This is a genomic window from Pantoea sp. DY-5 (assembly GCF_019795955.1).
GTDB classification, from domain to species: domain Bacteria; phylum Pseudomonadota; class Gammaproteobacteria; order Enterobacterales; family Enterobacteriaceae; genus Pantoea; species Pantoea leporis.
The window spans coordinates 197,368-211,068 of the sequence record NZ_JAIMIE010000007.1; the positions used below are offsets into that span (position 1 = coordinate 197,368).

General features: G+C 58.3%; 12 protein-coding genes. 11 read left to right on the forward strand and 1 reads right to left on the reverse strand.

From position 1 onward, the window contains the following. The first annotated feature begins 18 nt into the window (after window positions 1-18). The 7 genes from K5Y30_RS20770 to K5Y30_RS20800 all read left to right on the forward strand — a co-directional run bounded on the left by K5Y30_RS20770 (window position 19) and on the right by K5Y30_RS20800 (window position 7,751). The gene (locus tag K5Y30_RS20770) at window positions 19-1,023 is read left to right on the forward strand and encodes a LacI family DNA-binding transcriptional regulator (protein WP_222213206.1); all 1,005 of its coding nucleotides are present in this window, start codon (window positions 19-21) and stop codon (window positions 1,021-1,023) included. Window positions 1,024-1,081: 58 nt separating this feature from the next. Then, the gene (locus tag K5Y30_RS20775; protein WP_222213208.1) at window positions 1,082-2,107 is read left to right on the forward strand and encodes a LacI family DNA-binding transcriptional regulator; all 1,026 of its coding nucleotides are present in this window, start codon (window positions 1,082-1,084) and stop codon (window positions 2,105-2,107) included. Between the two features lie 125 nt (window positions 2,108-2,232). Continuing rightward, entirely contained in the window at window positions 2,233-2,979 is a 747-nt protein-coding gene (locus K5Y30_RS20780; protein ID WP_222213210.1) for a sugar phosphate isomerase/epimerase, read from the forward strand. Window positions 2,980-2,989: 10 nt separating this feature from the next. Next, entirely contained in the window at window positions 2,990-3,934 is a 945-nt protein-coding gene (locus K5Y30_RS20785; protein WP_008105274.1) for a sugar kinase, read from the forward strand. 179 nt (window positions 3,935-4,113) lie between these two features. Then, window positions 4,114-5,397 carry an MFS transporter gene (locus K5Y30_RS20790; protein ID WP_101763879.1) on the forward strand — a complete coding sequence of 428 codons (1,284 nt, stop codon included), beginning with the start codon at window positions 4,114-4,116 and terminating at the stop codon, window positions 5,395-5,397. Between the two features lie 50 nt (window positions 5,398-5,447). Beyond that, window positions 5,448-6,422 carry a glyoxylate/hydroxypyruvate reductase GhrB gene (gene ghrB / locus K5Y30_RS20795; protein ID WP_110868252.1) on the forward strand — a complete coding sequence of 325 codons (975 nt, stop codon included), beginning with the start codon at window positions 5,448-5,450 and terminating at the stop codon, window positions 6,420-6,422. An 81-nt stretch (window positions 6,423-6,503) separates the two neighbouring features. Next, window positions 6,504-7,751 (forward strand): valine--pyruvate transaminase, encoded by a 1,248-nt coding sequence (locus K5Y30_RS20800; RefSeq protein WP_222213212.1) that lies wholly within the window; start codon window positions 6,504-6,506, stop codon window positions 7,749-7,751. A 34-nt stretch (window positions 7,752-7,785) separates the two neighbouring features. On the opposite strand, the gene K5Y30_RS20805 is transcribed toward K5Y30_RS20800, so the two are convergent. After that, window positions 7,786-9,219: a PLP-dependent aminotransferase family protein gene (locus K5Y30_RS20805; RefSeq protein ID WP_222185634.1), complete on the reverse strand. Its 1,434-nt coding sequence runs from the start codon at window positions 9,217-9,219 to the stop codon at window positions 7,786-7,788. A 196-nt stretch (window positions 9,220-9,415) separates the two neighbouring features. Here K5Y30_RS20805 and K5Y30_RS20810 point away from each other — a divergent pair, with 196 nt between their 5' ends. From K5Y30_RS20810 to K5Y30_RS20825, 4 genes are read left to right on the forward strand one after another with little or no spacing between them, the layout of a single operon-like run. After that, window positions 9,416-10,882 carry a hypothetical protein gene (locus tag K5Y30_RS20810; protein WP_222213214.1) on the forward strand — a complete coding sequence of 489 codons (1,467 nt, stop codon included), beginning with the start codon at window positions 9,416-9,418 and terminating at the stop codon, window positions 10,880-10,882. 17 nt (window positions 10,883-10,899) lie between these two features. After that, a complete protein-coding gene (locus K5Y30_RS20815; RefSeq protein ID WP_222213216.1) occupies window positions 10,900-12,177 on the forward strand; it encodes an acetyl-CoA carboxylase biotin carboxylase subunit family protein in 1,278 nt (425 codons plus the stop codon). Beyond that, window positions 12,165-12,872, forward strand: coding sequence for a class II glutamine amidotransferase (locus tag K5Y30_RS20820; RefSeq protein ID WP_110868247.1), 708 nt, complete (start codon window positions 12,165-12,167; stop codon window positions 12,870-12,872). The genes K5Y30_RS20815 and K5Y30_RS20820 overlap by 13 nt, the downstream gene beginning before the upstream one ends. Window positions 12,873-12,877: 5 nt before the next feature. Next, window positions 12,878-13,678, forward strand: coding sequence for a hypothetical protein (locus tag K5Y30_RS20825; protein ID WP_222213218.1), 801 nt, complete (start codon window positions 12,878-12,880; stop codon window positions 13,676-13,678). The last annotated feature ends 23 nt before the right edge of the window (window positions 13,679-13,701 follow it).

Here is a 13,701-nt window from a genome sequence, read left to right on the forward strand (position 1 = left end):
GATCAGTGGGACGCTATCATGTCACTCAAAGCCATCGCCGCTACCCTTGGCCTCTCAGTTACTACCGTGAGCCGGGCGCTAAATGGCTATGACGATGTAGCGGCAGTCACGCGTAAACGCATTGAAGACGAAGCGAATGCGCGCGGCTATCGCCCCAACGACGCTGCCCGCCGCCTGAAAACCGGGCGCGCCAATGCGGTCGGTCTGCTCTTTCCCATCAGCCACGCCTCGCTCAATGACAGCTATTACAGCCAAATGCTGCTGATGCTGGATCAACGCCTCGCCCAGCACGATATTGATTTGCTGTTGCTGCCTGACAAACCGCAAGGGCAACAGCGTAAGCTGATCCGCATGCTGCGCAGCGGCGCCATCGATGCGCTGATTTTAACCCACACCCTGCCGCAGGATGCGCGACTGCAACGCTTGCAGCAGAAGGGTTTCCGCTTCCTGACGCTCGGCCGCAGCGAGCTGCCGCTGCCGTACGCGTGGATTGATTACGATAATCACGCCGGTACCTTTCTGGCGGCAGAACACTGCCTGCAACAAGGGTGGCCGCGTCTGGCCTATCTCGGCAGTAACGAAACGGCGACTTACATCCTCGATCGCCGCCAGGGTTTCATTGATGCGCTGATTCAGCATCAGGCGCCGGTCAATCAATCCCTGATGGCCGCGCTACCCGCCACGCGCCGCTCCGGCTATCAGCAAACCAATGCCTGGCTGGCCCAAGGCGACGCGCCGCAGGCGATCATCACCGATTGCAGCACGCTGGGTGAAGGTGCCGCGATTGCGCTGCAGCAGGCGGCCCGCCTCAAGGGCGCGCAGGCGATTCCGCTGTATGTGTATGATGGATTGCCGCCCGATTCGATTGTCGATCAGCCGGTGAACTCCATTCTGCAATCATCGCAGCAGCATATTGGCGAGCGCATCGCCGAAATGGTGCTGCAACTGCTCGATGATGTGCCGCCGAGCGAGCTGCAAACGCTCTGGCAACCGGTGCTGCGACTCACTTCTGACGCGCAATGATTGCGCCAGGCGCGAGCTGTGTTAGTCTTCGCCTGTTTCTTTTCAGCAGGTGTAAGCAATGAAAACCAGGCCGCCACGAGCCACAATCAGTGACGTTGCCCGTACGGCAAAAACCGGTAAAACCAGCGTTTCCCGCTATCTGAATGGCGAAGTGAATCTGCTCTCGCCCGATCTCAAAGCCCGTATCGAACAGGCCATCGCCGAACTCAACTATCGTCCCAGCCAGATGGCGCGCGGACTGAAACGCGGCCGCACGCGTTTGATTGGCCTGATCATTGCCGACATCACCAATCCATACTCGGTTGACGTGCTGAGCGGCATCGAAGCGGCGTGTCGTGCGCAGGGCTTTACCCTGCTGATGTGTAACACCAACAACGAAGTCGATCTCGAACAGCATTACCTGCAACTGCTCAGCAGCTATCAGGTGGAAGGCATTGTGGTTAATGCCGTGGGCATGCATGAAGAAGTGCTCAATCGCCTGCAACAGTCGATGCTGCCGATGGTATTGATTGACCGGAAAATCCCCGATTTCGCCTGCGATATGGTGGGGCTCAACAACGTTGAAGCCTCCGCGGTTGCGACCCAACATTTGCTGGATAACGGCTATCAAGCCCTGCTCTTCCTTAGTGAGCCGCTCGGCAGCGTTAATACGCGCCGTGAACGTCTGCGCGCCTTCTACGATACGGTAAAAAACGTACCTCAGATTGCGGCAGAGAATGCCGAGGTAGCGCTGCATCAGCCCGACGCGCTGGAAAAACAGCTGCGGGAATTCCACCAGCGCCATCCCGACAAACGCTGTGCGGTGATCGCCGCCAACGGCGCGCTGACCTTGCAAGTGGCGCGCGCGCTGCAGCGCCTTGCGCTGCGCTGGGGCGAAGCGATTGGCCTGCTGGGCTTTGACGAACTGGAATGGGCGGCGCTGGCGGGCGTCGGCATCACCACCTTGAAACAGCCCACCTGGCAGATTGGTTACGCCGCGCTGGAGCAGGTTATCGCGCGCATTGAGGGCAGCGAGCAATCGGTCAGCGAACAGCTCTTCTCCGGCGAACTGATCGTACGCGGCTCCAGCCAGCCGCTGCGCTAAGCCAGCCTTTTATGGCTCACTTCGTGAGCATGATCATAATTTCACGGTCTGCGCCTTTCCTTTGGAACCGGTTCCATTTAGGTTTTTTATAACGAATGGGATGTGGTCATGCCCGGAGAAACGTGATGAAACCAGAAATTATTGTTGTAACTGCCGCTTACGGCGCGCAGAAAGTAGCGGAATTGGGTGGACAGGCCGCGCTGTTGCCGCTGATCAAACAGGCCGGCGCGGATGGCGTCGAAATCCGTCGCGAGCTGTTCAACGAAAATGAACTCTGCCTGCTGCACGCGCTCGGCAATGCAATTTCCCAGCATCAGCTGAGCGCCAGCTATTCCGTGCCGGAAGCGTTGTGGCTGGATGATGGTGCGCTGAATCCGCGTCTGGCGCAGTTCCTGCAGGAAGCCGAACAAATCGGCGCTCAGCGCCTGAAAGTGGCGCTTGGCCATTTTGTTGAACTTGATGCGCGCGCGCTGCTCGATGTACTTAAAGCATCAACGGTGACGCTGGTGGTTGAGAACGATCAAACGCCAGACAGCAAACTGGCGCCGATGCTGCGCTTCTTCCATCAAGCTTGCGATGCCGCCTTGCCGCTGGATATGACCTTCGATATGGGCAACTGGCAGTGGACCGGCGAAGACGGTTTGCAGGCCGCCGCGCAACTCAGTCGCTACGTTAGCTACATCCACGTGAAAACCGCGGTGCCGCACGGCGCGACCTTCCGCGCTATCGCGCTGGATCAGGCCGACGATAGCTGGCGCACGCTGCTGAACGCGCTGCCAACCGACGCACCGCGCGGCATCGAATTCCCGCTGGAAGGCGCGGATTTGCTGGCGGTCACTCGCCATTACGTTGACCTGCTGCGTGCAGCGTAAGGAGCCGATGATGACGCAAAAAACGCTGGATGTGGTGACGATTGGTGAAGCGATGGCGATGTTTATCGCCCAGCAAACCGGCGATCTCGCCGCAGCAGAAGGCTTCGTCAAACGCATTGCTGGGGCCGAACTCAACGTGGCGATTGGCCTGGCGCGCCTCGGTTTGCAGGTCGGTTGGGTGAGCCGCGTCGGCGACGACAGTTTTGGTCGCTTCACACTGCAACAGCTGGAAAAAGAGGGCGTCGATCACCGCTGCGTCACCACGGACGCGCGCTATCGCACCGGCTTCCAGCTCAAATCCCGCGTCGATGACGGCTCCGATCCGGAAGTGGAATATTTCCGCAAAGGCTCCGCCGCCAGCCATCTGTCGCCCGACGATTTCAACGACGACTACTTTGGCAGCGCGCGCCATCTGCATTTAAGCGGCGTGGCGGCGGCAATCTCTGACAGCTCGCTTGCCCTGGCGCAACACGCGGCAAAAGAGATGCGTGCGCGGGGCAAAACCATCTCCTTCGATCCTAATCTGCGTCCGGTGTTATGGCGCAGCGAAGAGGAGATGCGCAAGCAACTCAATCATCTGGCGGAATACGCCGATTGGGTGCTGCCGGGCGAGAAAGAGGGTTTGATTCTCACCGGCTACCGCCAGCCGGAAGCCATCGCCGATTTCTACCTCGATAAAGGGGTGAAAGCGGTGGTGATCAAAACCGGTGGCGACGGCGCCTGGTACAAAACCGCCGACGGCCAGCAAGGCCAGGTCGCACCGATTCGCGTCGAGAATGTGGTCGATACCGTGGGTGCCGGCGACGGCTTTGCGGTTGGGCTGATCAGCGCTTTGCTGGAAGGAAAATCCCTGCCGCAGGCGATTCTGCGTGGCAACAAAATCGGTTCCCTGGCGATTCAGGTCGCTGGCGACAGCGAAGGCCTGCCGACGCGCGCGGCATTGGGCGATTACTGATAACAGCACAATCCCGTAGCGGCGCGATGCATCGCGCGCTTTTCGCAGCGGCTTCGCTGCCAGAAGCGCAATAAATTGCGCCGCTACGGGTCCGTACGAAACCAAATAGCTGTACCCACTACAACAATATCGCGAGGCGCATCCACTGAATGCGTCCACCTCAACCAGAGGAGTCACCCATGAAATCGCAGACAATCGCGCCAAAACGCTGGTGGTTTATCATGCCCATCGTGTTTATCACCTACAGTCTGGCGTATCTGGACCGGGCGAACTTCAGCTTCGCCTCTGCCGCAGGGATAAATGACGATCTCGGCATCACCAAAGGCATGTCATCGCTGCTGGGCGCCCTGTTCTTCCTCGGCTACTTCTTCTTCCAGATCCCCGGCGCGCTGTACGCCGAACGTCGCAGCGTGAAGAAGCTGATTTTCTGGTGCCTGATTTTATGGGGCGGCTGCGCCTCGCTGACCGGCGTGGTCAGCAACATTCCGATGCTGGCGGCGATCCGCTTTGTGCTCGGCGTGGTGGAAGCGGCGGTAATGCCGGCGATGCTGATCTATATCAGCAACTGGTTTACCAAATCCGAACGTTCGCGCGCCAATACCTTCCTGATCCTCGGTAATCCGGTGACGGTGCTGTGGATGTCGGTGGTTTCCGGCTATCTGATTGAGTCCTTTGGCTGGCGCGAGATGTTTATCATTGAAGGCATCCCGGCAGTGATCTGGGCGGTGGCCTGGTGGTTCCTGGTGCAGGACAAACCTGCCCAGGCCAAATGGATGAGCGAAAGCGAGAAAGCCGCGCTGCAGGCGCAGCTGCAAAAAGAGCAGGAAGGGATTAAAGCGGTACGTAACTACGGTGAAGCGTTCCGTAATCGCAACGTGATCCTGCTGTGCCTGCAATATTTTGCCTGGAGCATCGGCGTGTACGGTTTTGTGCTGTGGCTGCCGTCCATTCTGCGTAACGGTTCGCAGATGGGCATGGTGGAAGCCGGTTGGCTGTCTGCGGTGCCGTATCTGGTGGCGACCATTGCGATGATCGTGGTGTCGTGGGCGTCAGATAAAACTCAGAACCGTAAACTGTTTGTCTGGCCGCTGCTGCTGATTGGCGCGCTGGCGTTCCTCGGTTCGTATCTGGTGGGTTCCAGCAACTTCTGGCTGTCGTATACGCTGCTGGTAATTGCCGGTGGGGCGATGTATGCGCCTTATGGTCCGTTCTTCGCCATCATTCCGGAGATGTTGCCGCGCAACGTCGCCGGTGGTGCGATGGCATTAATCAACAGCATGGGCGCACTGGGTTCCTTCGTCGGATCGTGGATTGTAGGCTATCTTAATGGCGCGACCGGTTCGCCTGCCGCCTCCTACATTTTCATGGGTGCTGCGCTGCTGGCTTCGGTTTGGCTGACGTTGATCGTCAAACCAGCCCAGAACAAAACGCCGCCGCCCGTTCACGGGGCGAAGCACGCGTAATCGATTCGGGAGGCCTTAAAGCCTCCCCTACATTTTAAAGGGAGCAAAAGATGAAACCTGCTGTGATTCTTTATAAGAGCCTGCCAGATGACCTGCGCACCAAACTGGATGCCCATTTCACCGTCACTGAAGTGCACGACATTTCCCCGGAAACTATCGAAAAACACGCGGCGCAGTTCGAACAGGCGCAAGGTTTGCTCGGCTCTGGCGGCAAAGTGGATGGCGAGCTGCTGGCAAAAATGCCCGCGCTGCGCGCCTGCTCCACTGTGTCGGTGGGTTACGATAACTTCAACGTTGATGCGCTGAATCAACGCAAAGTGCTGCTGATGCACACACCAACCGTGCTGACCGAAACCGTCGCCGATACCATGATGGCGCTGGTTCTGAGCACCGCGCGTCGCGTGACCGAGCTGGATAAGTGGGTCAAAGCCGGCGAGTGGAAAAAGAGCATCGGCCCGGATCATTTCGGCATTGATGTGCACCACAAAACCCTCGGCATTCTCGGTATGGGCCGCATCGGCCTGGCGCTGGCGCAGCGTGCGCACTTTGGCTTCGGCATGAACATTCTCTATAACGCGCGTCGTCAGCATGAAGAGGCGGAAACCCGCTTTGGTGCGCGTGCCTGCGATCTGGAAACCTTGCTGAAAGAGAGTGATTTTGTCTGCATCAGCCTGCCGCTGACCGAACAGACGCACCATATGATTGGCGCGGCGCAGCTCAAGTTGATGAAGCCAAGCGCAATTCTGATCAACGCCGGTCGCGGTCCGGTGGTGGATGAGCAAGCGCTGACGGCGGCGCTGAAAGACGGCACTATCCACGCCGCCGGTCTGGATGTGTTCGAAGTTGAGCCGGTGCCTGCCGATGCCGAAATTTTGACGCTGCCGAACGTGGTCGCGCTGCCGCACATCGGTTCCGCCACCCATGAAACCCGTTACGGCATGGCGCGCGACGCGGTAGATAACCTGATCGCCGCCCTGAGCGGCAAAGTCGAGAAAAACTGCGTTAACCCGCAGATCCAAGGCTAAGCTTGCCGTTTACCCATTGCGCCTGCCAGCGGCGGGCGCTATGGTGGTTCCCCATTCGATTTCACAACGTTTTAACTTCCTATGTCCTTTTCTCAGTTCGGCGACAAATTTACTCAACACTCCGGCATCTCACGTCTGATGGAAGACATGGGTGAAGGCCTGCGCACGCCCGGCACTATCATGCTTGGCGGCGGTAATCCGGCGCAGATCCCGGCGATGAATGACTATTTCAACCAGTTGCTGATGCAGATGCATCAGGACGGCAAGCTGAGCGAAGCGCTGTGCAACTACGATGGTCCGCGCGGCAAAGCGCTGCTGCTGGATGCGCTGGCGAAGATGCTGCGTGAGGAACTTGGCTGGCCATTAACCGCGCAAAACATCGCGCTGACCAACGGCAGCCAGAGCGCGTTCTTCTATCTCTTCAATCTGTTCGCCGGACGTCGCGCCGACGGTAGCAAAAAGCGCGTGCTGTTCCCGCTGGCACCAGAATATCTCGGCTACGCCGATGCCGGTCTGGAAGACGAACTGTTTGTCTCAGCCAAGCCAAACATTGAGCTGCTGCCGGAAGGCCAGTTCAAATATCACGTCGATTTCGATCATCTGCCGCTGAATGACGATGTCGGCCTGATTTGCGTATCGCGCCCGACCAACCCAACCGGCAACGTGATCACCGATGACGAACTGCTGCAGCTGGATGCGCTGGCGCAGCAGCGCGGCGTACCGCTGCTGATTGATAACGCGTACGGCGTGCCGTTCCCCGGCATCATCTTTAGCGAAGCGCGCCCGCTGTGGAATCCCAATACCATTCTGTGCATGAGCCTGTCGAAACTCGGCCTGCCCGGCGCACGTTGCGGTATTATCGTCGCCGATGAGAGCACCATCACCGCCATTGGCAACATGAACGGCATTATTAGTCTGGCGCCGGGCAGCATCGGTCCTGCGATTGCTAATGAGATGATCGTACGCGGGGATTTGCTGCGGCTGTCGGAAGAGGTGATTAAGCCGTTCTATCAGGCTAAAGTGAGCGAGACGATTGCGATTCTGCGCCGCTATTTGCCGGAAGATCGCTGCCTGATTCATAAACCCGAAGGCGCGATTTTCCTCTGGCTGTGGTTCCGCGATCTGCCGATCAGCACCGAAACGCTGTATCAGCGCCTGAAAGCGCGCGGCGTGCTGATGGTGCCCGGCCACTTCTTCTTCCCCGGTCTGGAACATGAATGGCCGCATACCCATCAATGCATGCGCATGAACTATGTGCCGGATGCTGAGAAGATTGAGCGCGCGGTGCAGATATTGGCGGAAGAGTTGGAAGCCGCATTTAGCGATTAATCGGCCAGGTCGCCATAAATGGCGACCCTACAACTCAATTCGCCGGCAACGACAGCTGGCACCACTGCGCCAGCTGCTGAATCGCCTGCTCCACTTCGGCATTCCAGCCAAAACCGGCATTGAGTCGAAAACAGTGATCGTAGCGGTGATCGGTAGCGAAAATGTGGCCCGGCGCGATACCGATACCCGCGTTGCGCGCCTTGAGAAACAGCGCGCGCACATTCAGCGCACCGATCGGCATTTCCACCCATAACACATAGCCGCCTTCAGGATCAGACACCCGCGTGCCCGGCGGGAAGTAGCGCAGCACCGCCTGACGCATATGCTGGATTTGATTCTTCAACTCGCGCCGTAGCTTACGCAGATGCGCATCATAGCCGCCGCTGCGCAGCAGTTCGGCAATCGCTGCTTGCGACAACACCGAGGTGCCCATGCTGGTGGTGTATTTCAGCGAGGCGATTTTGCGCATGTAGTTGCTGCTGTGCACCCAGCCAATGCGAATACCCGGCGCAACCGTTTTCGAGAAGCCGCTGCACAAAATAGCGTTCGGGCTGAAGGCGCGCATCGGGAACGGACGGCGCTCGCCAAACGCGGTATCACCGAAGATATCATCCTCAATGATCACCACATCGTTCTCGTCGGCCTGACGCGCGATATAGGCTTTCTGCTCGTTGGGAATGCTTTTGCCGAGCGGATTATTGATGTTGTTGATGGTGAGATACGCCTGCACCGCTTTGCGCTGGAACAGTGAAGTGAGTTTTTCCACATTAACGTAACCTTCCGGCCCGGCTTCCACCTCAATCACCCGCAGATTGAGGTTATGCAGCATCTGCAGCAACACGAAATAGCACGGCGATTCCACCGCGACGATATCGCCGGGCCGCGTGGTGGCGCGTAGCGCCAGCGAAATCGCTTCGATGCAGCCGTTGGTGATCAGGATGTCATCCGCATTGATATTGCAGCCATAATCCACCGCGCGGCGTGCAATTTCATTTTTCAGCGGCGCGTAGCCGGTGCCTTTTACGGTATTCCCCAGCAGCGCCGGTTTGCTGTAACCCATCTGGCGCATCAGCAAACCAATCTTCTTCACCGGATAGAGTGAAAGGTCGCCGTTGGCCAGATCCAGCCGCACGCGGCAGTCTGAACCGAGCATCGCCAGATGCAGCTCGGTCTGCTCATCGAGCGGCGCCACTTCGCGCGCTTGCTCGTTAATGAGCGTGGGAAAGGTTTTATTAACAGGCCGCGGTGCGACAAAAAAACCGGACTTGGGACGCGCCACCGCGTAGTGCTCATCCTCAAGCGTGCGTAATGTTTTCAGCGCGGTGGTCATGCTGACGCTGTACTGCGTCGCCAGCGTGCGCACCGACGGTAAACGGCTGTCGGGCGGCAGCGAGCCGCTGTGAATGGCTTGTTTTATCTGCTCTGCGATTTGACGGTAACGACTGCCCTGTTCCGTTTCACCCGCCATCTGTTCCACCCTATTTCGTCCGGATCTGTGCGTTTTCACCAGATTACATTCAAAGTACTTTAGGCTGCATTAGTTAATTGATAACCCGCGCAATCGTCTTTAAGGCATTCATTCCGTAGCACCTTCGTGGCCCATTTCCCGTCTGATGCCGCCAGCACGGCAGCAGCGACTTTTTAGCCAAAGGATGAAGTGAAAAATGAATAATCTGTCCACCCTGATGCGAGAGATTAGTGGATATCTCACCCCCACGATTATTGATTCCGCGCAACACTGTTCACGCCGTTTACTTGCCGCGCTCCCGGATGCCACTCACCCGGAGAATAACCGCGTGCTGCTGGCCTACGGCGGCGGCAAAGACAGCAGCTATATGGTGGCGTACGTGCGCTACATTCAGGGGCTGATCTGGCAGCAACATGGCAGCACCTTTCAGCTGCGCATTAGCACCAACCGCCATGCGGCAATGAACGACAGCGTAATGGAGAATATCGATCGCGTGTATCGCGCGTTGCACATCCACGATGATGACTTTACCGAATGTCTGGTGACTGACGGCCTGCAAATCCGCCACTTCGATCGCCATTTACCGATGCCAGACAGCGTGCGCCAGCAGAATCGCAACGATGTGCTGATGAATGGCCATCGCTTCCGCGCCGATGCGCGCTCGACGTTTTGTAACGCCTGTAATCTCAGCATGGTGAACTCGTTTGGCCTGGCGGCGCATTACGACGGCGGCGTTGATGTGATCATCACCGGCGATTCGCCGCAGGAACAAACCGCTTATCTGGCGTGGGCGCGCCACCTTTCACGGCTGTTTGCGGCTCCGGTGGCGGATAAATCGCGCGGCTTTAGCGGCTTCCTGCAGACGCTGGATGGCGTGGCCGAGCGCTATTTCGCCGATATCTACGGTGCCGATCAGGTGACGCCCGCGCATCGTATTACCTGGCAGCTGGAACGCGATCCGCTGTTCTTCAATATCTATCAGGACACTGCGTATGAAGCAGGCGCGCACTGGGCGCTGCTGACTGAATTTATGCATTTCCGCTTTGATGAACTGATGTTCAGCTTTTCCGAATCGGACTGCGGTAACCCGACGTTAATGGCACATATTCGCGGTCTGCGTGCGGAGACGCTGTTGCAGCGCAGCTACGCCGAAGGCATTCGCGAATATGTGCGCTTTGCGCTCGGGCTGATGGTGAAAAAGGATTTCCCGCCGCAGCTGATTGATGAGATGGCGGCACGTTATCAGGACGATGAGGCGATTAAGCGCGCCCGCCAGCGCGCCGCGCAGTTCGCCGAACAGGCATTTGGACTCAATGAAACCCAACTGGTTTGCATGATCTATTCGCCGTTTATCGCTGAAGGTAATCAGCTGAAAAGCTGGCTGCAGCAGTTAGTCGATGCACCGGACGAAGCGGCAGTGCGCGCGCTGCTGTGCGGCGAAAGCGACGACCTGGGGCTGGCGCAGCAGCTGGAGCAACTTTCTGGTTTGACCGTGGCGCAGATGCGTCACTGCTGGCGTAGCGCGCAGGTGAGTTCACTGCTGGACGATCAGCGCGGCGATGCGCTTTCGCGCGTGCTGCGTTTTGATCCGCACAAAGCAGTGATTCAGGTGAATAACGGGGTCATGCAAGACGTCGTCACTGAAGTGATCTCCGGGCGTTAACCCGGTAAGGCAACGCGATGAGAAAGATTTTCCTGCAGATTGGCGCCACCCGCGACGGACAAAATCCTTACTGCGCAGTGGCCAAACGCGACGGCTATTTTACCGTGCTGGCGGAGATGGGCGATTTCGTCGATTACCAATCGCTGAGCATCCCGTTGCCGTTCGATCTGATTGTGCGGCTCGATCGCCCGGAAAATCCGTGGGATGTACTGCAAGCCTGTTTGCATGCCGGGTTGATGGAGCATCCTCACGTGGTGCTGGCGGGCTTTGAAGCTTACAACGCCAGCGCCGGTCGCGTACGCGAACTGCTGGCGGGGCCCGACGCCGGTGCCAGCTTTATTCCGCCGGATAAGTACGCGCAGCGTATGGCGTTGCGCAAAGCCTGGCAGCACTTTCCGCAGCCGGAGTTTCGCTTTTTTGCCTCGCCGCTCAGCATTCGGGATGCGCGAGACGCGTTGCTCTATCCCTGCGTGATCAAGCCGGTTGACGGCGGCGGCGGTCTTGGCGTCTGGCTGGTGAAACAGGCCAGCCAGCTTGATGCGGTGATCGGCAAGCTGGTCGACACCATGAATTACGGCGGGCGCGGCTTCAGCGGTTTTATCGTGGAGAGCAGGCTGGCGGGCGATGAGTATTCGCTGCAAGGCGTGGTGGCGAACGGCCATGCGGTGGCGCTGACCTGCTGCCAAAAGGTGATCGAACACCATAGCGATGCCGAGGGCTGCGTTAGTTTTTACGAATCCGGCCATGTGGCGGTCGCCGCGCAGCAACTGCCCGCCAGCTTTAGCAGCCTGATGAGCTTCTGCTGCGAAACCTTCGGCTATCGTCAGGGCGCATTTCACATCGACTTCATTTTGGTCAACGGCGAACCGCATTTCCTTGAAATGGGCTTCCGCCTTTCCGGCATGGGCGTGGTGAATCTGGTGCAGGAAGTCACCGGCATCAACTGGGCGGAAGTGGCGTTCCACATCGAAGCCGGTCACGGCATGCCGCCGCTGCATTTTCCGGCGCAGCCGCAGGCGGTGGGCCGCGTGCGTTTGCGTCAGCGCCTGCAGTATGACGCGGCTGAGCGCTGGATCGCACAGCATCAGCGCGGTCAGCTGTTGCCGCCGCTCAATCTGCCCGCGCTGGCAGTTTCGCCACGCTCTTCGCTGTATGCCGATTTAACCCGCCACGCCGGCATTCTCGCCACCTTGCGTCTCGCAGCCACCAGCCGCGACGACATTCTGGCGGTGTTCCATCAGATCCTTGAGGCCTCATCGCTCACCATTCGGAGAGATTTACTATGTGCAGAATGATTGTGGCGCACGGCCAATTTGATGCCGCCGCAGTGCTGGACGCCGCGCGTGCCATGAGCTGCGGCGAAACCGCCACGCACGAAGGTCCGATTAAACAGCATCCCAACGGTTGGGGCTGTTTATGGCTGGAGCAAGGGCACATTCGCACGCTGCACGGCACCGGCACGTTCGCCGATGCGCTGCCGACCATTGATGTTGATCGCCTGCGCGGCCGCTTTCTGGCGGTACATGTGCGCCACGCCACGCTGAGCAAAAATCACGGTATCGAATTTTCCCATCCGCTGTGGCGCACCAGCGGCGACACGCAGTGGTACATGATGCATAACGGTTTTTTGCCCACCGTTTATCAGCAATTGGGCATGGCGGAGTCGCGTTTCGATTCCGCGGAGTATCTCGAATATATGGTGGATCGCGCCACGCCCGCCGATTTCACCCGCGATTATCTGCGCGACAAGATGGCGCAGGTCGCGCCGGGCGGCAGTTCAGCCAACGCCATTTTTGTCACCCGCGATAAAGCCTGGGCGTGGCAATGGCATCCCGACGACACGCCCTATCCCAACTATTTCACGCTGCACCGCTTACAGAAAAACGACACCACTTTCATCTCTTCTGAACCTATTTCAGCACTGGGCACGGCGTCTGAATGGCGTCGTATGAACAACCATGAACTTCATGAATTTCCAATTGGGGAGTGATCAACATGGCGATTTTCAATCAGATCCGCGTTATTCATCCAAACATGTTTGTGGAGAGCACCTGGCTGGATGACATCGTGACGGCGCGCGTGCCGCTGCTGGTGTTACGTAACTTCCTCAAGCCGGACGTGCGCGCAGCGGTGGTGGAGGATTTGCAGCAGTGCCGCGAACAGGTGCGGGTATCGCACTATCCAAACGGCGCGCTGACCACGCTCGGCCCTTATCTGGCGAAGCACACCGCCGCGCCGGAAAACTACTTCACCGAGCTGCGCGATATTCAGCCCGCGCTGCCGCCGTCGCTGCACTGCCTACGCGATCAGATCTACAACTGGGTGCAGCACGCGCTGCGCCTGGAAAGCCTGCAAACCGCTAATGAGCCCGAGCTGGGCGATTACGCCGGTTCGATTGTGCGCTTCCACGCTGACGGCGTCGCCAATCCCCTGCATAACGACAACATCGTACGCGATGCCGCCGGCAGCGGATTGGCGGTGACCCGCATCTTGCACCAGCTGAGTTGCGTGGTTTGTTTGCAGGAGTGCAACGCCGGCGGCGCGCTGCGCATCTTCAATAAGAAGTGGCAGCCGGTGGATGAATGGTACAAAACGCCGGGCGAACTGGGTTATCAAACCGGCGTCATCGAGCATAGCGAGGTGTGCGAGTTCTCACCGCGCAGTGGCGATATCTATCTGTTTAACCCGGCGTTTTATCACGAAATTGATCGCGTGGAAGGCGACACGCGCATCACCATGGGCTTCTTTTTTGGCCTGACCGACAAAAAAATGAAACACGCCATCGCCTGGAGTTAACGCCAGGTTTTCGACGAGGAGAC